The sequence below is a fragment of the Microvirga rosea genome (assembly GCF_020595095.1).
Taxonomy (GTDB): Bacteria; Pseudomonadota; Alphaproteobacteria; order Rhizobiales; family Beijerinckiaceae; genus Microvirga; species Microvirga rosea.
Genome location: NZ_JAJDOP010000002.1, coordinates 704019 through 723383 on the forward strand (window position 1 = coordinate 704019; position 19365 = coordinate 723383).

Sequence of the window (19365 nt, forward strand, 5' to 3'; positions counted from 1 at the left end):
GGGCCCAATCCCCATATAGGCTTGCGCTGACTTTTGCGAGAAGGACCCGACGATGGACCAATCAACCACCGCCGCCACCCAACGGCGCTCGAAAGCGGGCTTCGACCTCACGCCTCCGACCAAGGAAGAGCGCGATCACCTGATTGCGGATCTCAACGACGAGGAGCGCCATGTCATCCTCGAACACGGGACGGAGCGTCCCTTCTGCGGCGTTTTCAACGAGGCCAAGTCGAGGGGCACTTACGGATGCCGCCTCTGCGGCCTGCCCTTGTTCAAGTCCGGGACCAAGTTCGAATCCGGCACCGGCTGGCCGAGCTTCTTCGATCCGATCGACCGGTCGCACGTGGCCTTCGTCCGGGACACGAGCTACGGCATGATCCGGACCGAGATCCGCTGCACCCGCTGCGAGGGCCATCTCGGCCATGTGTTCAACGACGGCCCGCCCCCGACCGGCGAGCGCTATTGCATGAACTCCGTCTCCCTGCGGTTCGTGGCCGAGGGCGACCCCCTGCCGGATCTCCTGGATCGCGGCGCCCCGGAAGGCGAGCCCATCGCCTGACCATGTCCTTGCCTCGCCTGCCCTTTCGGCCCACAGTCCATTCTCCTGAACCGAGGCCGAACGGGCATGCCTATCAGCAGGACCCACATGCAGGACCTATGATCAGGAGCACGGACGGATGAGCACGGATGCCCTGGTGCCGCACTCCGCCGAAGCGTCCGGCTTCTACGACCGCCTGCCGGTCTTCGATCGGTTCGCGCGTCTCACTGATCCTTCCATCTACACACCGCTTCCGGACGACTGGGTGCTGGGCCTGGCCGATATCGTCCGATCCACCTCCGCCATCGCGGCCGGTCGCTACAAGGAAGTGAACACCGCGGCGGCGGCCGTCATCGCGGCGGTCGCCAATGCCCTGCACGGCAACGACTTTCCTTTCATCTTCGGAGGCGATGGGGCCAATTTCGCCCTTGCGCCCGACAAGGCGGACCTGGCGCGCGACGCCTTGACCGCCGTTGCCGCCTGGGTGCGGGACGATTTCGATCTCGACCTGCGGATCGCCCTGGTGCCGGTCGCGGCCGTGCGGGAAGCGGGGCACGACGTGCGCGTCGCGCGCTTTGCCGCATCCGCGGATGTTTCCTACGCCATGTTCTCCGGTGGGGGCATGGCCCATGCGGAGCGCGAGATGAAGGCCGGGATCTACGCCCTCACGCCTGCGACGCCCGGAACACATCCGAACCTGACCGGCCTTTCGTGCCGCTTCGACGAGATCCCCGCGCAACACGGCGTGATCCTGTCGCTCATCGTGATCCCGGAGCCCGCCTCCGACCCGGCCGCGTTCAGCGGATTGATCGACGAGATCCTGAAGCTGGCCGAGGACAGGACGCAAGCGCACCGGCCCGTTCCGGACGAAGGACCGACCTTCACGACGCCGTTCAAGGGATTCGCGCTCGAAGCCAAGGCGATCGGAGGGGCCCGGAGCCCGAGCGTGGGAACGGTCCTCAAGCTTGCCGCAAGGCGGCTCACCTCCTTCGCTATCTTCCGGCTCCGGTTGCGATTGGGCAGGTTCGATCCCGAGCGCTACTGGCATCAGCTCATCGAGAACACGGACTTTCGCAAGTTCGACGACGGCCTGCGGATGACCCTCGACTGCACCCCCGCCCTGGCCGACCGGATGGAGACGATGCTTCGGCAGGCCCAGGAGCACGGCGTCGCCCGTTACGGCCTTCATCGGCAGGAAGCCGCCCTCATGACCTGCTTCGTGCCCTCGGCGACCCGCAGCGATCATATCCATTTCGTCGATGGGGCGATGGGCGGCTACGCCATGGCCGCCCAGTCCCTGAAGCCGGCGGTCTCGTCGCAAGGATCGGCGACCGGCTGATATCACCGGCCCGTATCGGGAATCGCTAGCCGAGCATCGACGGGGTTCGGTCGGCCGCGAGCCGACGCCGCGCCTCTTCCGAATCCCGGTCCATCTGGGCGATCAGCGCGTCCACGCTCTCGAACCGCTCCTCGCCGCGGATCCAACCGACGAATTCCACGTCGAGGACGTTGCCGTAAAGGTCGCCCGCGAAATCGAACAGATGCGTTTCGAGAAGGGGCGCGCCGTTGTCGAAGGTCGGACGACGCCCGAAGCTGGCGACCCCGTCGACCAGCCGCCCGTCGACCAGCGCCCGCACCGCGTAGATGCCATAGCGCAGGCGGCCATCGTCGGGCAGCCGCATGTTGGCGGTCGGATAATTGAGCAGGCGTCCCCGCTTGTCGCCATGGCGGATCTCGCCGCGCACGAACCAGCGGTAGCCGAGCAAGGCATTCGCCCCGGCGATGTCGCCGCCTTCGAGGGCCATGCGGATGGCGCTCGACGAAACGAGGTCGGCCCCGGACATGACCGCGTCGGCGATCCGGCACGTCAGGCCATGAGCCTCGCAGAGCTCCGCCATGCGTCGCGGATTGCCCTCGCGTCCCCGGCCGAAATGGAAATCGTGCCCGATCACGACACCGGAGAGGCGAAGGTGCCGGGCCAGGAGAGATACGAACGCCTCCGCGTCGAGACCTGCCAATCCACCATCGAACCGCCGGATGAAGGCCCCGTCGAGGCCGAGGCGGGCCAGGATCGCCAGCTTGACGGGTTCCGGCGTGATCCGGAACACCGGCTTGTCCGGCTGGAAAAACGTCCGTGGATGCGGCTCGAACGTCACCACCGCCGCGGGATGGCCGGTGCCCATGGCCATGCGGATCAGGTGCTGGTGCCCCCGATGCACGCCGTCGAAATTGCCGATCGCCGCCACCGCTCCCACAAGCGTCTCCGGCACGGCTTCACCGTCGCGGCAGACCGTGATGGGGCGGGATGAGGGCATGGCGGGGAGCATGGGACCTGGGTGGGCTGGAACGGCCGCGACCCTGTCGAAAAGCGCCGCGCCGGTCAAGGGAGGAAGCCGTTCCGGCATCCTCTTCGTCTGCCGGCGCCGGAAGACTTAAGCGGCCCAGGACAGGGCGTCGGTGACGGCCTGGGGCTTGGCCGTCTGGCGATCCAGCCAGTCCTGCACGTGCTGCGACACCAGGGGACCCTGATGAGCCTTCAGCTCCTCCGCATGGATCCCCCGGGCGACCAGGAGGGAATCGATGCCGTAGCCGGCCGCGCCCGCGATGTCCGTGCGGATGGCGTCGCCGATGGCGAGCACCCGGTTCTTGGGAATGTCCTGGCCCTTCAGGCGTGCGCCCACCGTGATGGCGCGCTCATAGATCGGCGCGTGCGGCTTGCCCGCATAAAAGACCCGGCCGCCGATCTCTTCGTAAGCGAGGGCGATCGTCCCGGCGCAGGGCACGATCACGTTGCCCCGCTCCACCACGAGATCGGGATTGGCGCAGACCATGAGGAGGTTCCGGGCGCGCATGGCCTCCAGGGTCGAACGGTAATCCTCGACCGTCTCGCGCTCGTCGTTCTCGAACCCCGAGCAGACCACGTAATCGGCCTCGTCGATGGGCCCGAAATTCACGTCGAGACCCTCATACATGGGCATGTCGCGCGGGGGACCGATATGGTGCACGACCTGCGCGATCCGCTCCTCGATGGCGAGGCGCGTCAGGTCGCCCGAGGTGACGATGGCGTCATAGGCGCGGCGCGGCACGCCGAAGCCGTCGAGCTGCGTTCCCACCGACGCGCCGGGACGCGGAGCGTTGGAGACGAGAACCACCCGCCCGCCGTTCTGGCGAAAGCGGACCAGCGCATCGCTGGCGGGCGTGAAGGCCCGGACCCCATTGTGGAGGACGCCCCACACGTCACAGAGAATAAGCTCGTAGCGGCCGGCCATGGGCTCGAGCCCATCGACGAGGACCGGGAGGTTTGAAGCAGTCATCGGGTCTCACAGCTTGAGAGGCTGGCTGGATCGGAACCGCCGTCCCGGCATCCGGGTTGCAGCGCGATCCTGCGGCAAACGGCTGCCGGCCTCGGACGATCGTATGCTGGTCGCGGCGGGTAGGCCTTCGCGGACGCGAAGTCAACCGGCACGCCGCATGGCTTGAGGCGAAGCAGGTTCCGCTTCGGCAGGCACAGGGGCCTTTCCGCCGAGAACTTCGGCCCGGACCGCCCGCGGGGCCGCGAAGACGAAGCCTTGCGCCAGGGGAATTCCGAGGGCTGTCAGGGCGGGCACCATCTCCTCCCGCTCCACGCGCTCGGCCACGAGGCTGATCCCGAAACGGCGCAGGAGGGAGGCGGCGGCCAGGATATCCATATCCTGATCGTCGGCCCGCCCGGCGGCCGCCAGGATCCGCTCGGCGGAGCACTTCACGAAGCGGACGCCCTGCTCACCGAGGGTTCGCACGTCGATATGAAGATTCTCGACCCCGTCGATGGACAAGGGAATGCCGCGGCCGCACAGGGCGAACACGACCTCCCGCTGCTCCGTGTCGAGGGTCCGCCAGCTTCGCTGAGGGATCTCCAGGGCGATCTTGCCCGTCACGTCGGGCGCGGCCTCGAACAGGCGCAGGATCGAGCGCAGGAAGCCCGGCTCCCCCAACGAACGGGGGGAGAGGTTGACGGTCACGACGGCTTCGCTTCCCCGGGCCACCAGATGGCGGGCGACCGCGATGGTCCGCATCACCATCCGCCGGTCCAGTTCCGGGAGACGGCCGAACCGCTCCAGGGAGGACAGGAATTCCGCCGGGCCGATCAGCGTTCCGTCGTCCAGGCGCAGCCGGGCGAGGGCCTCGTAAACCCGGACTTTCCGCTGCGGCAGGGACACGATCGGCTGAAGATGCAGTTCGATGGCATCCGCCTCGAAGGCCTGAAGGGCGATGCGCGCCCGGTTCATGTCCGCCCCGAGCCCGTGCAGGGGCAGGAGCGACGGCTCCTGTTGCACCACTGAGACCTCGGATGGAGAGTTGGCCCGGCGCGTTTCGGGGCCGATGCGCAGGGCCGTGGTTTCCTTCGCGCCGGCGGCTCCGGGTGTTCCGACGCTGCTTTTGAGATCGGCCACGTCCCGGTTTTGGGCGGCCACGTTCCGGGCAAGCTCGCGCACGACGCCGCCGAGCAGGCCGACGGTCCCCGTGACCTCGGCCATGGTGCTGCGCAGGATCGGGGTCGCGATGTTGCCTTGTGATTGCCGTTCGAGCCTGGTCACGCGCCCGGCCAGGGCCGCGACGTCGGAGGAGGCCTGCCGCGAGGAGGCGTCCACCCGCAGGCCGATCACCCCCATGACGGCGAAGGCCGCAAGGTTCAGGATCACGACCAGCGGCAGCAGGCTCTCGGCCTGGATGGCCCCCGCGATGGCGATTCCGGACGCGACGATGCCGATGCCGGGCACGAACCATTTCGCGCCTCGGCCTTTAAACAAGACGGGCCATTGGGCCAGTTTGACCATGGGTGCCCCCGCTCCCCTGGTAAAAGGCGAATCAAAGTTGCAACGATGTTGTCCGACCCGGACCCCGACCGCAAGCGTGACGATACCGGCGGAAACGATTTTTCCGCTCCGCGCGCCGCTTTCGGAAAGCCTCGGGACAGGGCGGCCTCGGGTGAACAGGAGAATGCAGCCATGGACGAACCCCGCAAGGATCTCTTGATGCAGGTCGAGGGCATGACCTGCCAGGGATGCGTGAACGCGGTCACGAAAGCCATTCAGCGCCTGGATCCCGGCGCCGAGGTCGATGTGGATCTCGACCATGGCCGGGTCCACGTGATGACCAAGGCGCAGGCCATCGACGTGGCCGAGGCCCTGAACGCCGCCGGCTACGAGGCCGAAGCCATGACGGGCTGATCGCGACGGACCGATCATGACAGGCTGACGCAGCCCCCGCGTTTTTGTGACTCCCGAACGGCAATCAGGTTTTGCGGCCTTGCCGGACGGCTGCTAGGCTCCGGCGAATCCAATGTTTCGGGGAATGCCATGAACGCTCATCCGTCCCGGGTCGCCGTCGACCTTTCCGCCCCCAACGATCTCGATGCCTGGTGGCTTCCGTTCACGGCGAACCGCGCCTTCAAGCAGCGGCCGCGCATGGTGTCCCGCGCCAAGGGCATGTACTACTACACGCCCGAGGGCAAAGAGGTGATCGACGGGGCCGCGGGCCTCTGGTGCTGCAACGCGGGCCATAACCGCGACGAGATCACCGCCGCGATCCAGACCCAGGCCGCCGAGCTCGATTATTCCCCGGCCTTCCAGTTCGGCCATTCGGGCGGCTTCGCCCTCGCCTCGCGCATCGCGCAGCTCGCCCCGGGCGATCTCGACCACGTGTTCTTCTGCAATTCCGGCTCCGAGGCGGTGGACACCGCCCTCAAGATCGCCCTCGCCTACTGGAACATTTCCGGCCAGGGCAGCCGCACGCGCCTCATCGGCCGCGAGCGCGGCTATCACGGAGTGGGCTTCGGCGGCATCTCGGTCGGCGGCATCGTGAAGAACCGGCAGTTCTTCGGCACCCTGCTGGCGGGCGTCGACCACCTGCCGCACACCTATAACCGGGCCGAGCAGGCGTTCTCGCGCGGCGAGCCGGAATGGGGCGCCCATCTGGCGGACGACCTGGAGCGCATCGTCGCCCTGCACGACGCGTCCACCATCGCGGCCGTGATCGTCGAGCCGATGGCCGGCTCCACAGGCGTGCTGGCGCCGCCGAAGGGCTATCTCCAGCGCCTGCGCCAGATCTGCGACAAGTACGGCATCCTGCTGATCTTCGACGAGGTCATCACCGGCTTCGGCCGCCTCGGCACCCCCTTCGCGGCGGAGCGCTACGGGGTGGTTCCGGACATGATCACCTTCGCCAAGGGCGTGAATTCCGGCGCGGTGCCCATGGGCGGCGTCCTGGTCCGCAAGGGCATCCACGATGCCTTCATGCAGGGTCCCGACAAGGCCATCGAGCTGTTCCACGGCTATACCTATTCGGGCCACCCTCTCGCCTGCGCGGCGGGCCTCGCGGCGCAGGACATCTACCGGGACGAAAAGCTCTTCGAGCGGGCCAAGGCCCTGGAGCCGGTCTGGGCCGATGCGATCCACGGCCTGAAGGACCTGCCCAACGTGCTCGACATCCGCACCATCGGGCTCGTGGGCGCCATCGATCTCGCGTCCCGTCCCGACGCGGTGGGCGCGCGCGCCTATGAGGCCATGGACCGGGCCTTCCAGGAGGAGGGCCTGATGATGCGCATCACCGGCGACACCATCGCCCTCTCGCCGCCCCTCATCATCACCGAGGAGCAGATCGGCGAGATCACCGACAAGCTCACCCGGGTGATCAAGAAGGTCGCCTGACCCTTCCGCCCCATCGACACGCCATGGCCGGCCCCCGCGCCGGCCATGCGCTTTTTGGCGGCCCGCCCGATGACGAGGATACGTGCTCCTATGGACCGCGCCCGGGAAGGCGCGGGATCCGCCGCGCCGCCAGTGGCGGCGCCCTCTCCTCCCCCGGCACCGCCATCCAGTCGATCTCCGCCCCGGACGCCGCCCCCTCGGGGCCGCGACGCCGGGCCAGCAGCGCCAGGACGATCGCCGTCACGCCGCGCATGACGCAGGCCACCGACCCCACCACCGTCACCGGCACGGCGACGAGCCAGAGCGCCTGAACCCAATCCGGCGACGATTGATATTTGGACAAGGCATCCGCCAGGACACTGTACGGCGGCTCCATCGGCAACTCCCCTTCACGGTGAAGCGACCACCAGCGCCGCTGGTGGTCGGGGAGTTGAGAAGCCGTACGCAGACGGCCGCGCTGTCCTTTAGGCTTTCGCCCTGGACATGCGACAGCGCCTCCCCGACCGTAAGGTTGGGAAGGCATCGTTAGCGGCTGATGCTTGCCGCTGCGTAAGGGGTTCTCACGCCCCAGAACCGGTGTGCCCGGTTCCGGCAACGAGATAACACGGGGAAGCGGTGCGGGGTCAATGGCGCGAGCATCGCTCCGCCGTCATTTCCGCGCAGGCGGGAGCCGTCGCATCAGGGTTGAGGATCGAGAGCTGCGAGGGAGCCGGTGTGGCTTCTCTTCCATCGTCAGCGGTTATGGGTTCCGGACTTGCCTTCCGGCCATCCGGAATGACAGTGGCGGCGCTCCCGTCATTCCGGGGCCGCGCAGCGGAGCCCGGAACCCAGAGCCGTTGAGGTTTCCGAAAGGGGTGCACGGGTGCCGTCGCGTCTTTTCCGGGATCGTCGTGGTTATGGGTTCCGGGCTCTCGCGATGCTCGCCCCGGAATGACAGGGGCGCTTCCGTCATTCCGGGGCGCCGCAGGCGAGCCCGGAACCCATAGCCGCTGACAGTCCCGAAAGAAGCGCATCCTGAAGGCACCTCCTCCGGCAGCGTTCGTGCTTCTGGGTTCCCGCCTTCGCGGGAATGACAGTGGGGGGCTGGCCCGGCTCCGTCGCACCAAGCCCGGGCGCGTGCAGAACGGCTCGGGTGCTCGGGGCGTCCAACGGCTTTTGTTCTCATTTTGTTCTTGACTGGCGGGACAAGCTGAGCTATATCGTTTCATAGATCAGGTCCTGACGAGGGGCGCACTCGCGAGGCGTCGCAAGAGCGGGACCGGACACGGTCCCGTCGGTGCGGTCACGCAGCCGCACCGGATGGGAGGCCCAGGATGCTGGGCGGGTTGTCGGGATCGGTCGCAGGCCCCCGTCGCACGAGACGGAGCCCGCCTGCGGCGATGCCTGAGCCTTGCCTCTCCTGTCCGCCTAAAAGAACCGTGCGCGAAGAGGCATCTCGGCTCTTCCCTTCCCCATCATCCGCGAGCCGGGCTGCCCGACGCGCCACCCTCGATAAGCTTCCCGGCCCGGAGCCCCCAAAGGTCTCCGGGCCCGCAGGCCCATGCCTTTTTTCCCGCATGTTTTTCCATCGATCATTTTTGAGGTGTTCATCATGAGCCGCGTTCAGCGCATCCTCGCCCACCTGCCCGATGCCGACGACGCCCTGCGCCGTCTCGCCGACGTGATCCAGATCCCCGAAACCTGCCGCCGCCGCACCTGCCGCACCCAGCGCCGCTGCCGGGGCGGCTATGGCCCGCCATGCTATTTCGAAAACCGCCAGCGCTTTGCCGATGCGGTGCTGGAGGAGATGGACGACCACCGCGAGGTCTGGCTCAAGGAGCGCACCACCATCGCGGCGCTGCTGCGCTCCTGCCCGTGAGGCAACCGCGCCACCCGTCATTCCGGGGCGAGCGGATGCGAGAGCCCGGAACCCATATCCGCTAGCGGCGCAGGATAGAGAGCGACGGTGGCCGTTGCGGCTTCTCTGGCATCGTCACCGGTTATGGGTTCCGGGCCCGCACCGGAGGTGCGTCCCGGAATGACGGTACCGCGCTCTGTCATTCCGGGTCGAGCGTCGCGAGAGCCCGGAACCCATATCCGCTGGCGGTTCGAGATTGCGGAGCAACGGTGGCCACTGCGCTTGATCCTGAACGGTTGTGTTTATGGGTTCCGGGCTCGCCTGCGGCGCCCCGGAATGACGGGAGGTGTGGCGGGGTTATTGGTTGAGGACCAAGGAGAGATCCGACCAGTCGGGGTTCATCTCTTCGATCAACCTGATCTTCCAGTCCCGCCGCCACTTCTTCAGGCTTTTCTCACAGGCAATCGCCTCGTCGATGCGCTCGTAGGTTTCGTACCAGACGAGGCGGTGGACATCGTATTTGGCGGAGAAGCCCGGAACGGCCTTGGATTTGTGCTCACCGACCCGACGGGACAGATCGTTGGTGACGCCGAGATAAAGCGTCCCATGGCGGCGGCTGGCCAGAAGATAAACGGAGTACGTCATGCGACCCAACGAATGCGAGGCACATGATACTATGTTTCACATCCCCGGCAAGCTCCCCTTTCGTCATTCCGGGGCGAGCGTCAGCGAGAGCCCGGAACCCATACACGCTGACGTCACAGGAGAGAACGCTATGGTGGCCGTTGCGGCTTCTCTGGCACCCTCAGCGGTTATGGGTTCCGGGCCCGGCCCGCAGGGCCGTCCCGGAATGACGGGAACGCCCACTGTCATTCCGGATTGCCGCAAGGCAAGTCCGGAACCCATACACGCTGGCGATGCAGGAGAAGATGCGATGGCAACCGTGCACCCCTTTCGGAAACCTCAACGTTTATGGGTTCCGGGCTCCGCTGCGCGGCCCCGGAATGACGGGGCAGCGCTTGGGGCGGGATCGGCGCGCGGCATCAACCCTTGCCCCTCCCGGCGTCACGGGGTAGGACCGCCACAACCTTTTCTCATCATCCGGCTATCCTGACCCATGTCCAAGCCCGACAAAATCAAGGCGCGCGCCCCGCGCGGCTTTGCCGACCGTGGCCCCGCGGAACTCGCGGCGACCGAGCGCATGCTCGCGGCGATCCGTGAAAGCTATGAGCTTTACGGGTTCGAGGGGGTCGAGACGCCGTTCGTCGAATACACGGACGCCCTGGGCAAGTTCCTGCCCGACCAGGACCGGCCGAACGAGGGCGTGTTCTCGTTCCAGGACGACGACGAGCAGTGGCTCTCGCTCCGCTACGACCTCACCGCGCCGCTGGCCCGCTACGTGGCCGAGAATTTCGACGCGCTGCCCAAGCCGTATCGCAGCTACCGGGCCGGCTGGGTCTTCCGGAACGAGAAGCCGGGACCGGGCCGCTTCCGCCAGTTCATGCAGTTCGACGCCGACACGGTCGGCGCGGCCTCCGTCGCGGCGGACGCGGAAATCTGCATGATGGCCGCCGACACCCTGGAAAAGGTCGGCATCGGGCGCGGCAGCTATATGGTCAAGATCAACAACCGCAAGGTTCTGGACGGGGTGCTGGAAGCCATCGGCCTCGGCGGCGAGGGACAGGCCGGGCAGCGCCTGACGGTCCTGCGCGCCATCGACAAGCTCGACCGGCTCGGCCCCGACGGGGTGCGCCAGCTCCTCGGCCCCGGCCGCAAGGACGAGAGCGGCGACTTCACCAAGGGCGCCGGGCTCGCGGACGACGCGATTGCGCGGGTGCTTGCCTTCACCGAGGCGAAGGGCGCCTCCAACGCCGCGACGGTGGAGAACCTGCGCGGGGTCGTCGGAAGCTCCGCTCGCGGATCCGAGGGCGTGAACGAGCTGGCGGAGATCGCCGCCCTCGTGAGCGCCTCGGACTACGAGGACCGCATCGTCATCGACCCGTCCGTGGTGCGCGGCCTCGAATATTACACCGGCCCGGTCTACGAGGCCGAGCTGACCTTCACGGTGACGGACGAGGACGGACGCCCCGTCCGGTTCGGCTCCGTCGGCGGCGGCGGGCGTTATGACGGCCTCGTCGGCCGCTTCCGGTCCGAGCCGGTTCCGGCGACGGGCTTCTCCATCGGCGTCTCCCGCCTGTTCTCGGCCCTGAAGATGGTCGACAGCCCCATCGTGTCCGGCGCGCAGGCCCCCGGCCCCGTGGTGGTTCTCGTGATGGACAAGGACCAGATCGCCGCCTACCAGCGCATGGTCGGCACCCTGCGGCGGGCCGGAATCCGCGCCGAGCTCTATCTCGGCTCCTCCGGCATGAAGGCGCAGATGAAATACGCCGACCGGCGGCAGAGCCCCTGCGTGGTGATCCAGGGCTCCAACGAGCGGGAGCGCGGCCAGGTGGAGATCAAGGACCTTATCGAAGGCGCCAGGGCGGCCGAGGCCATCGCGTCCAACGCGGAATGGAAGGCGGCCCGTCCGGCCCAGTTCTCGGTCTCCGAGGACAAGCTGGTGGACGCGGTGCGGGAGGTGCTGGGGCGGCATTTCGCCTGAACGCCCTGCCCCGCCGGGCTGGAACTCCCTCGCACCCTCCCGGGTTGTCAGGGTAAGCTTGACCAATCAGGAGGCCGTCATGGCGAAAGCCAAAGCCAAGAAACATCCCGGCGACAAAGCGAAGGCGAAGAGCAAGGGCAAGAAGGATTCGGGCAAGAAGGATTCGGGCCAGAAGCTCTCGAAGGCCCTGGGCGGGTTCGCGCCCCTCAAGGACATGCTCAACTCCGATCTCGGGCGCGAGCTCCTGGCGGACGCCCTGATCGCAGCGGCGGGCGCCGCCGCGGCCGCGTTGACCAAGACCCGCACGGCCAAGAAGGCCGGCGCCGCCACCGCCGATGCGGGAGCCGAGGCCGCGGGCCTGGCCCGCGAGGCCATGAACACCGCAGCGGGCGCCGTCGCCGGCGTCGTGAGCGAAACCGCCCGCCAGTTCCTGCCTGCCGCCCTCGTGGGCGAAACGGACGAGGATCATCGCGCCGGCGCAAAATCCGGCACCCGGGAGACCAAGCCCCGCTACGTTCAGCGCTCCAGCGATCACAGCAAGCGCAAGACCTCGAGCGGCGTGGCCAAGGCGGCGGATAAGACGGCGGACAAGGGCAACAAGTCCGCCTGATCCGCCCCATCCCTGTCTCTGGAGACGCCGGGCGCGTCTCCAGACCTTCCCCTTTCGTCCCTCCCATTCACCCTTCCGGTCGAAAACGGTCGCGTTCGGGCCCAAGCGTTGCTAGAGAGCAGGCGACGATCAAGGGTTCGAGCGACGGTTGTGACGGAGACGGATGCCATTCTTGCGCTGATCGCGCTCTTCGAGCGCGAAGGCTACGCGCGTGTCGAACCGCCGGTGCTGCAGCCCGCGGACGTGTTCGTCGATCTGTCCGGCGAGGATATCAGGCGACGCATGTTCGTTACCCAGGACGCCTCCGGCACCGAGCTGTGCCTGCGTCCGGAATACACGATCCCCGTCTGCCTCCAGCATCTGGGCACCCATGGGGCCGAACCCGCGGGCTACAGCTATGGCGGGCCGGTCTTCCGCATGCGTCCCGGCGAGACCGGGGAATTCCTCCAGGCGGGCCTCGAATCGATCGGCCGCCGCGACATCTCTGCGACCGATGCGGAAATCCTGGGTCTCGCCCTGGAAGGGCTGGAGCCGCTCGGCCTTCGCGACATCAAGGTCAAGCTCGGCGACATGGGCCTGCTGAACGCGCTTATCGACGCGCTCGGGGTTTCGCCCGCAGCCAAGCGGCGGGTCATTCGGGCCATCGTGTCCGGCCAGGGGCTTGCCGCCTTGAGCGAGCCGGATCAGCAAGGACAGCCGGAGCATGCCGGATTGCTGGCCGCCATCGAGGGCCAGGCGCCCCAGGCGGCAAAGGCTTTCGTCGAGGACATCCTGTCCATCGCGGGCATTGCCCGGGTCGGCGGGCGAAGCGCCGGGGAAATCGCCGAACGGTTCCTCGCCCGCGCCGCCAATCGCGGCGGCCTGAGCGAGGAGGTCCGCGCCGTGATCGAGCGGTACCTGAGCATCTCGGGCGATCCGGATCAGGCGGCGGATGCGGTGCGCGTTCTCGCCAAGGAGGCGGGGCTCGACCTGTCCGAGGCGCTCGGCCTCTTTGAGGAGCGCACCGGCTTCATGGCGGCGCGGGGGCTCGATGTCGGCGCCTTCTCGTTCGCCGCCACCTTCGCCCGCAATCTCGACTACTACACGGGCTTCATCTTCGAGGTGCAGGACGCCCGCCGGGCCGACGGAAAGCCGATCGTGGGCGGGGGACGCTACGATCATCTCCTCGAACACCTCGGCGCCACCCAGCCCATCCCGGCCGTCGGCTGCTCTTTCTGGCTCGATCGCATCACGGGGAGCACCCCATGACCGAAGCCCCTCTCATCATCGCGGTGCCGTCCAAGGGACGTCTCCAGGAGAATGCGACCGCCTTCTTCGCCCGCGCCGGCCTTGTGTTCACCCAGTCGCGGGGCGCTCGCGATTATCGCGGAACCCTCGCGGGCGTCCCGAATGTGGAAGTCGCCTTTCTGTCCGCCTCCGAGATCGTCAATCATCTCGCCACCGGGGCAGCCCATCTCGGCATTACCGGCGAGGACCTGATCCGGGAGCAGATCGCCGATGCGGACGCCGCCGTGGAGATCCTCACGCCCCTCGGCTTCGGGAACGCCAACGTGGTGGTCGCCGTGCCGCAGGCCTGGATCGACGTGCGCACGATGGCCGATCTCGACGAGGTGGCGGCCGACATCCGGGCGCGCCACGGCTACAAGATGCGGGTCGCGACCAAATACGTGAATCTCACCCGCCGCTTCTTCGCCCAGAAGGGCATCGCCGATTATCGCATCGTCGAAAGCCTCGGGGCGACGGAAGGGGCTCCGGGCGCCGGCTCCGCCGAGCTGATCGTGGACATCACCACCACCGGCGCAACGCTCACCGCCAATGCTCTCAAGGTCCTGGACGATGGGGTCATGCTGCGCTCCGAGGCCAATCTCGTCGCCTCGGCCCGGGCGCCCTGGAGCTCGGCCGCGCGCGATGCCGCCATGACGGTGCTGACGCGGATCGCCGCGGAAGAGGAAGCGCGCATGAGCCGCGAGATCCGCGCGGCCCTCGATCCTGCCCGGGCTTCGGGGCTGGCCGGCATCCTGCACGATTTCGGCGCGACACTCCCGTTCGGAGAGCCCGCCGGATGGGAAACAGTGATCCACTGCAAGGCCAACACCGTGTTCGATATCGTTGCCGGTCTTCAGAATCTGGGAGCGCAGAACGTAACCGTCCGCGCCTTCGATTATCTGTTTCGCCCCACGAACACCCTGACGGAACGACTCATGCGGCGTCTCGGCTGATCGGCCGGTCCGTTGCGGTTTTGCAGAGAATGTGGTTGATCAAAAAGCAACGGGACAACAATACGACGGGCGTTGCCTCTACGGCAAAGGCCCCTTATGGTCCCGGCGTTTCGATGAATGAGGTTTCTATGAACGCGCTTCGACTTGCGGCGCTCCTGGCCGCCCTAGCCGCTGTGCCAGCCGCCCATGCCCAGACATCGACAGTTCTCGGCCGTCCGGCCGGTCCGACGCGCACGGTCGATACCAAGGTCCCGCAACCGGGCCAACTGGACAAGATTTTTCCGCTTGGCTCCACCTGGACCGCTGTCAGCCTGAACGGCAAGCCGTTCACGGGCGACCGCCCCAGCTTCACGCTGGATGACCAGCTGCGCGCCCGCGGTTTCGGCGGATGCAACAACTATTCGGCGACCGCCTATCCCCTGCGCGAGCAGCGGCTTGCGGTCGGTCCCTTCGCGCTGACCAAGAAGGCCTGCGACAAGGGAGCCATGGCGTCTGAGAATGCCTTCCTCGTCGCCCTGCGCACCTCCGCCCAGTGGGACATCGTCGGTCGTGTTCTGACGATCAAGACACAGAGTGGCGAACTCAGGTTCGAGCGGGCCATCTAGAGCATTTCTCCATTCAATGGAAAAAGGCCGGCATCTCTGCCGGCCTTTTTCTTTGATCCGCTCCCGACTTCAGACGCGGCAAGCCTCCTGGCCGCCGCGACAGCCCAACGACTGCCGCCTTGCCGGCCTTACTCCGCGGGTTCGGGCTGGCGCTTTTCGACAGGGGCGAAGAGACCATCGTCCTGCTTCTGCATGTCGACCCGCCGGTCGTGGAAGGCAGCCAGGGTCGAGCGGTGGCCGATGGACACGATGGTGGCCTGCGGCAGCTTCGTCTTCAGCATGGCATAGATGTCAGCCTCGGTCGGCTCATCGAGCGCCGCGGTCGCCTCGTCCAGGAACAACCAGTCCGGCTTGGCCAGAAGGGCACGCGCGATGGCAAGGCGCTGCTGCTCACCGAGCGACAGGGTCTGAGCCCACGCCCGCTCCTCATCGAGCTTGTCGACGAGGGCCGGGAGCTTGGCGGCCTGGAGCGCATCCCGGATCGCCGCATCCTCGTAGACACCATGCATGCCCGGATAGGTGACGGCCGCGCGCAATGAGCCCATGGGAATGTACGGCCGTTGCGGCAGGAGCATCATGGTCTGTCCCTCCGGGATCTGGATCCGACCCTCGCCGAAGGGCCAGATTCCGGAGATCGCACGGAACAGGGTTGATTTGCCCGAACCGGACGGTCCGGTGAGGAGCGTCGTCTCCCCATGACGGAATGCCACATCGTCCGCCCGCATCAACGGCCGCCCTTCGGGCAACGCTACCGTGAGGTCGTTCACCTTCAGGTCCTGATCGGGAGATACAACGAGTTCCACATGCTCTTCGTTGCTGCGACGACGCACATTGTCGATGGCGGCCTCGAAGGTCAGAAGGCGGTCGACCACGGCCTTGTAACTCGCGATCGTCGAATAGGAGGTGATGAAGAAATCCAGCGCTCCCTGAACGCTTGAGAACGCGCCCACTGTCTGCTGCATCTGGCCGAGGCTGATCTTGTCGATGAAGTAGTACGGCGCCGTCAGAATGTAGGGGACGACCACATTGGCCTGAAAATAGGCCGCCTGGAAAATCGTGAGGTTCATGACCCGCCGGACAATCCGCATGAAGTTGTCCACGATCATGCCGAAGCGACGGCCCAGGGCCTGCTTTTCCGCCTCTTCGCCGTCGAGAAGAGCAACCTGTTCCGTGTATTCCCGAAGCCGCGCGAGGGAGAAGCGGTAATCCGCCTCCACCCTCTCCTGCTGGAAGTAGAGTCCGATGAGGGGCCGGCCGATCACATGGGTGAGCCAGGTGCCGAAGAGGGCATAGAGAATTGCGACCCATACCAGCAGGCCAGGCACCGGAATGTCCGTTCCGGGCAAGGTAAAGTCGCGCGACAGGGCCCAAAGGATCGCGATGAAGGAGACGAGCGTCGCCGACTGGTTCATGAGGCCGATGGAAAGCGAATAGGTCTGATCGACGTAGCTGCGCAGATCATCGGCAATGCGCTGATCGGGGTTATCGGCCTCTCGCCCGACGAGCTGCATCCGGTAGTGCGTACCGTCGCCGAGCCATTCACGCACGTAGAGGCCATTGAGGAATGCGCGCCAGCGGATGCGCAGAACGTATTGGGAAACGATTTCAACCAGGGCCACCGAAATGTAGACGGCGGCCAGGGGCACGAAGATCCACAGAAGCTGATACCAGAACGCCGCACCGTCCTTGGCCTGCAGGGCGTTGAACATATCGCGGTTGAAAAAGTTGAACCGGACGCTCAACGCCACCTGTGCAAAGTTGATCAGGATCAGAAAGGCCAGAAGCGCCGTACCGATCGCACCTTCCGACGCCCGAACGGTGCCAAGGAGCGGAATGCGGATTTCGCTGGCGGCGGACGAGTCGAAATAGCGGTCTGCAATGCCCATGATTTTCCGGATCACCGGAATGTGGGACAGTCCGTAGATGATGAAGGCGAAGATCGTCGCACCGATCGGCATGGAAGCCGGGGGCACATAACCTCCCAGGTCGCCCGTGATCATCCCAAAGGCGTCCGCCAGAAGCAGGGCCGCCATGATGACTTCCACGAAAGTCAGCACCCCGACGAAAACCTTGAGGAACTTGGGGATGTTCCGGGACAGGAACAACGCCCCAGCGAGTCCCATCAGGGACAGCGGCAACAGAAGGGAGACAGGGGTCCCGCTCAGCTGAACCGCAAACAGGGCAAGACCGAGGAGTCCCGCCGCAAGGCTGGCCTTCACCATTACATCATCCTTGTACAAACCTGACGGCAATGCCGGATCACGAGCCGATCCGATGCTCCCGTGGCAAAGATATGGACATAATTCTGCTTTGTTGCGACTGAATTTTTTGTAATCCGGGTAATGCCTTATTCGATATCGGCCGTGCCGTAGCGGCTCGCGGAAGCAGGTTCAAGGACTTTAAACAATGGAAATTCCGATTTAAAGAACGAAAAGATTGACAGAGAGAACGACCTGCGGCATTGCTGCACCGCAGAAAGAGACGCCTCTCATGAATGCACCTCTCGGATATCTCAACGATAGCTCACTGCAGCGCTTAATCCCCGCGGAAGCCATTGTTCGGCTCGAAAGCGTATCCAAGGTCTATCCTGGCCGGCACGGTGCGCCTGTTTCGGCTCTGGACGGGATCGACCTGGCCGTTCCTCAGGGTTCCGTTCTCGGAGTGATCGGCCGTTCCGGTGCCGGCAAGTCGACCCTGATCCGTCTCGTCAATGGACTTGAGAAGCCAACCTCCGGCCGTGTCGTCGTGGATGGCGCGGACATTTCCGCCCTACCGGAAAAAGCGCTGCGCCATGCGCGCCGCTCCATCGGCATGATCTTCCAGCATTTCAACCTGCTGTCGTCACGGACGGCGGCCGAGAACATCGCCCTGCCCCTCGAAGTCGCAGGGTATGACAAGGCGGTGATCACGGCCCGGGTGGACGAACTTCTGTCTCTCGTCGGGCTCTCCGACAAGCGCAACCGTTATCCGTCCGAGCTTTCGGGCGGACAGAAACAACGGGTCGGCATCGCCCGCGCCCTCGCGACGAAGCCGAAAGTGCTTTTGTCCGATGAAGCGACCTCGGCGCTGGATCCGGAAACCACCCGCTCGATCCTCGATCTTCTGTCGCGGATCAATGCGGAACTCGGATTGACGATCCTCCTGATCACCCACGAGATGGCGGTGATCCGCTCGATCGCCAAGGAAGTGGCGGTGATCGACGGGGGCCGCATCGTCGAGAAGGGTGATGTATTCGACGTGTTCACGAGGCCGCAGCACACCGTGACGCGGTCCTTTCTCGCAGACGAGCCGGGCCGCGCCCTGCCGCCCTATGTCGCCGAGCGGCTCCGCCCGGAGGCGACCCCGAACAGTCAGGCTGTGGTACGGATCGGTTTTCGTGGTCCCCACGCGACGGACCCTGTGCTGGCACGGCTGGCGCGCGATCTCAACATCGAGACCAACATCCTCGCGGGCTCCGTGGACGAGATCGCAGGCCGGCCCTGCGGCACGCTGGTTATCGGCGTGCCAGAGGTCTCCCTCGACAAGACTCTCGCGTTCCTGACGCATTACGGACTCGATACGGAGGTTCTCGGCCATGTCGCCTGAGATGATCCGCCTTCTCGCCGGCGCTACGGGCGAAACTCTCCTGATGGTGGCGATTTCGGCCGGTATCGGAACGCTCTTCGGTCTACCGCTCGGCGTATTCCTCGCCACCAGCGGAAAGGGCGAATTGTTTGCCGCCCCATGGGCGAACCGGGTGCTCGGCGTGATCGTCAATGCCACGCGCTCGACGCCGTTTATCATCCTGGTGGTGGCGATCATCCCGTTTACGCGTCTCATCGCGGGAACATCCATCGGCACCAACGCAGCCATCGTCCCGTTGACCGTCGCGGCGACACCGTTCATCGCCCGCCTGATCGAAGGAGCGATCCGGGAGGTTGATCAGGGTCTCATCGAAGCGGCACGCGCGTTCGGCGCAAGCCCGCTGCAGATCGTCCTCAAGGTGCTCATCCCCGAAGCCTTGCCAAGCATCGTTCTCGGGCTGACCCTCGCGGTCGTGTCGCTCATCGGCTTTTCGGCGATGGTGGGCGCGGTTGGCGGCGGAGGCCTTGGGGATCTTGGTATTCGCTACGGATATCAGCGCTTCATGCCCGAAATGATGCTCGCCGTCGTGGTGGTGCTGATCGTTCTCGTGCAGGCCTTGCAAAGCCTCGGCGATGTTTTCGCCCGCCGCCTCAACAAGCGCATCCGCCACGCCTGATTTCTTACTGTCGTACAAGGAAGAT

General features: G+C 66.0%; 18 protein-coding genes. 12 read left to right on the forward strand and 6 right to left on the reverse strand.

The genetic code is table 11. The features are described from left to right. Positions 1 to 52 precede the first annotated feature (52 nt). Positions 53 to 559 carry a peptide-methionine (R)-S-oxide reductase MsrB gene (gene msrB / locus LJD17_RS07735; RefSeq protein WP_227383567.1) on the forward strand — a complete coding sequence of 169 codons (507 nt, stop codon included), beginning with the start codon at positions 53 to 55 and terminating at the stop codon, positions 557 to 559. 118 nt (positions 560 to 677) lie between these two features. Further along, entirely contained in the window at positions 678 to 1877 is a 1200-nt protein-coding gene (locus LJD17_RS07740) for a DUF3095 domain-containing protein (RefSeq protein ID WP_227383568.1), read from the forward strand. Positions 1878 to 1902: 25 nt separating this feature from the next. On the opposite strand, the gene LJD17_RS07745 is transcribed toward LJD17_RS07740, so the two are convergent. From LJD17_RS07745 to LJD17_RS07755, 3 genes are all read right to left on the reverse strand, one after another. Further along, the gene (locus LJD17_RS07745) at positions 1903 to 2865 is read right to left on the reverse strand and encodes a bifunctional riboflavin kinase/FAD synthetase (RefSeq protein WP_227383677.1); all 963 of its coding nucleotides are present in this window, start codon (positions 2863 to 2865) and stop codon (positions 1903 to 1905) included. Between the two features lie 105 nt (positions 2866 to 2970). Then, entirely contained in the window at positions 2971 to 3852 is an 882-nt protein-coding gene (locus LJD17_RS07750; RefSeq protein ID WP_227383569.1) for a TIGR01459 family HAD-type hydrolase, read from the reverse strand. A gap of 141 nt (positions 3853 to 3993) precedes the next feature. Further along, complete coding sequence (locus LJD17_RS07755) at positions 3994 to 5355, reverse strand: EAL domain-containing protein (RefSeq protein ID WP_227383570.1); 1362 nt, start codon at positions 5353 to 5355, stop codon at positions 3994 to 3996. A 171-nt stretch (positions 5356 to 5526) separates the two neighbouring features. Here LJD17_RS07755 and LJD17_RS07760 point away from each other — a divergent pair, with 171 nt between their 5' ends. Together LJD17_RS07760 and LJD17_RS07765 are read left to right on the forward strand one after the other, a co-directional pair. Then, complete coding sequence (locus LJD17_RS07760) at positions 5527 to 5748, forward strand: heavy-metal-associated domain-containing protein (RefSeq protein WP_227383571.1); 222 nt, start codon at positions 5527 to 5529, stop codon at positions 5746 to 5748. A 129-nt stretch (positions 5749 to 5877) separates the two neighbouring features. Beyond that, a complete protein-coding gene (locus tag LJD17_RS07765; RefSeq protein ID WP_227383572.1) occupies positions 5878 to 7227 on the forward strand; it encodes an aspartate aminotransferase family protein in 1350 nt (449 codons plus the stop codon). A gap of 88 nt (positions 7228 to 7315) precedes the next feature. On the opposite strand, the gene LJD17_RS07770 is transcribed toward LJD17_RS07765, so the two are convergent. Beyond that, positions 7316 to 7750 carry a hypothetical protein gene (locus LJD17_RS07770; RefSeq protein WP_227383573.1) on the reverse strand — a complete coding sequence of 145 codons (435 nt, stop codon included), beginning with the start codon at positions 7748 to 7750 and terminating at the stop codon, positions 7316 to 7318. A gap of 1017 nt (positions 7751 to 8767) precedes the next feature. Here LJD17_RS07770 and LJD17_RS07775 point away from each other — a divergent pair. After that, positions 8768 to 9085 (forward strand): hypothetical protein, encoded by a 318-nt coding sequence (locus LJD17_RS07775; RefSeq protein ID WP_227383574.1) that lies wholly within the window; start codon positions 8768 to 8770, stop codon positions 9083 to 9085. A 336-nt stretch (positions 9086 to 9421) separates the two neighbouring features. On the opposite strand, the gene LJD17_RS07780 is transcribed toward LJD17_RS07775, so the two are convergent. Next, on the reverse strand, positions 9422 to 9709 hold the full coding sequence (locus tag LJD17_RS07780; protein WP_227383575.1) for a GIY-YIG nuclease family protein: 288 nt from the start codon (positions 9707 to 9709) through the stop codon (positions 9422 to 9424). A 472-nt stretch (positions 9710 to 10181) separates the two neighbouring features. On the opposite strand from LJD17_RS07780, the gene hisS reads away from it, so the two are divergent. The 5 genes from hisS (at position 10182) to LJD17_RS07805 (ending at position 15100) form a co-directional block, all read left to right on the forward strand. Then, a complete protein-coding gene (hisS, locus tag LJD17_RS07785; protein WP_227383576.1) occupies positions 10182 to 11666 on the forward strand; it encodes a histidine--tRNA ligase in 1485 nt (494 codons plus the stop codon). 79 nt (positions 11667 to 11745) lie between these two features. Beyond that, the gene (locus tag LJD17_RS07790; RefSeq protein WP_227383577.1) at positions 11746 to 12276 is read left to right on the forward strand and encodes a hypothetical protein; all 531 of its coding nucleotides are present in this window, start codon (positions 11746 to 11748) and stop codon (positions 12274 to 12276) included. 150 nt (positions 12277 to 12426) lie between these two features. Further along, positions 12427 to 13524, forward strand: coding sequence for an ATP phosphoribosyltransferase regulatory subunit (locus tag LJD17_RS07795; protein WP_227383578.1), 1098 nt, complete (start codon positions 12427 to 12429; stop codon positions 13522 to 13524). Then, on the forward strand, positions 13521 to 14495 hold the full coding sequence (gene hisG, locus LJD17_RS07800; protein ID WP_227383579.1) for an ATP phosphoribosyltransferase: 975 nt from the start codon (positions 13521 to 13523) through the stop codon (positions 14493 to 14495). The genes LJD17_RS07795 and hisG overlap by 4 nt, the downstream gene beginning before the upstream one ends. Positions 14496 to 14623: 128 nt before the next feature. Continuing rightward, positions 14624 to 15100 (forward strand): META domain-containing protein, encoded by a 477-nt coding sequence (locus LJD17_RS07805; protein ID WP_227383580.1) that lies wholly within the window; start codon positions 14624 to 14626, stop codon positions 15098 to 15100. A 128-nt stretch (positions 15101 to 15228) separates the two neighbouring features. Here LJD17_RS07805 and LJD17_RS07810 read toward each other — a convergent pair whose 3' ends face one another. After that, on the reverse strand, positions 15229 to 17322 hold the full coding sequence (locus LJD17_RS07810) for an ABC transporter ATP-binding protein/permease (RefSeq protein ID WP_227383581.1): 2094 nt from the start codon (positions 17320 to 17322) through the stop codon (positions 15229 to 15231). Positions 17323 to 17590: 268 nt separating this feature from the next. On the opposite strand from LJD17_RS07810, the gene LJD17_RS07815 reads away from it, so the two are divergent. Both LJD17_RS07815 and LJD17_RS07820 read left to right on the forward strand, forming a co-directional pair. Beyond that, positions 17591 to 18685 carry a methionine ABC transporter ATP-binding protein gene (locus tag LJD17_RS07815; protein WP_227383582.1) on the forward strand — a complete coding sequence of 365 codons (1095 nt, stop codon included), beginning with the start codon at positions 17591 to 17593 and terminating at the stop codon, positions 18683 to 18685. Beyond that, positions 18675 to 19340 carry a methionine ABC transporter permease gene (locus tag LJD17_RS07820; RefSeq protein WP_227383583.1) on the forward strand — a complete coding sequence of 222 codons (666 nt, stop codon included), beginning with the start codon at positions 18675 to 18677 and terminating at the stop codon, positions 19338 to 19340. Before LJD17_RS07815 ends, LJD17_RS07820 begins: the two co-directional genes overlap by 11 nt. The last annotated feature ends 25 nt before the right edge of the window (positions 19341 to 19365 follow it).

Bases quoted from the DNA above. Each gene is read 5' to 3' on its own strand.
- msrB (WP_227383567.1), top strand. From the start codon at position 53: ATGGACCAATCAACCACCGCCGCCACCCAACGGCGCTCGAAAGCGGGC.
- LJD17_RS07740 (WP_227383568.1), top strand. From the start codon at position 678: ATGAGCACGGATGCCCTGGTGCCGCACTCCGCCGAAGCGTCCGGCTTC.
- LJD17_RS07745 (WP_227383677.1), bottom strand. From the start codon at position 2,865: ATGCTCCCCGCCATGCCCTCATCCCGCCCCATCACGGTCTGCCGCGAC.
- LJD17_RS07750 (WP_227383569.1), bottom strand. From the start codon at position 3,852: ATGACTGCTTCAAACCTCCCGGTCCTCGTCGATGGGCTCGAGCCCATG.
- LJD17_RS07755 (WP_227383570.1), bottom strand. From the start codon at position 5,355: ATGGTCAAACTGGCCCAATGGCCCGTCTTGTTTAAAGGCCGAGGCGCG.
- LJD17_RS07760 (WP_227383571.1), top strand. From the start codon at position 5,527: ATGGACGAACCCCGCAAGGATCTCTTGATGCAGGTCGAGGGCATGACC.
- LJD17_RS07765 (WP_227383572.1), top strand. From the start codon at position 5,878: ATGAACGCTCATCCGTCCCGGGTCGCCGTCGACCTTTCCGCCCCCAAC.
- LJD17_RS07770 (WP_227383573.1), bottom strand. From the start codon at position 7,750: ATGCCTTCCCAACCTTACGGTCGGGGAGGCGCTGTCGCATGTCCAGGG.
- LJD17_RS07775 (WP_227383574.1), top strand. From the start codon at position 8,768: ATGCCTTTTTTCCCGCATGTTTTTCCATCGATCATTTTTGAGGTGTTC.
- LJD17_RS07780 (WP_227383575.1), bottom strand. From the start codon at position 9,709: ATGACGTACTCCGTTTATCTTCTGGCCAGCCGCCGCCATGGGACGCTT.
- hisS (WP_227383576.1), top strand. From the start codon at position 10,182: ATGTCCAAGCCCGACAAAATCAAGGCGCGCGCCCCGCGCGGCTTTGCC.
- LJD17_RS07790 (WP_227383577.1), top strand. From the start codon at position 11,746: ATGGCGAAAGCCAAAGCCAAGAAACATCCCGGCGACAAAGCGAAGGCG.
- hisG (WP_227383579.1), top strand. From the start codon at position 13,521: ATGACCGAAGCCCCTCTCATCATCGCGGTGCCGTCCAAGGGACGTCTC.
- LJD17_RS07805 (WP_227383580.1), top strand. From the start codon at position 14,624: ATGAACGCGCTTCGACTTGCGGCGCTCCTGGCCGCCCTAGCCGCTGTG.
- LJD17_RS07810 (WP_227383581.1), bottom strand. From the start codon at position 17,322: ATGGTGAAGGCCAGCCTTGCGGCGGGACTCCTCGGTCTTGCCCTGTTT.
- LJD17_RS07815 (WP_227383582.1), top strand. From the start codon at position 17,591: ATGAATGCACCTCTCGGATATCTCAACGATAGCTCACTGCAGCGCTTA.
- LJD17_RS07820 (WP_227383583.1), top strand. From the start codon at position 18,675: ATGTCGCCTGAGATGATCCGCCTTCTCGCCGGCGCTACGGGCGAAACT.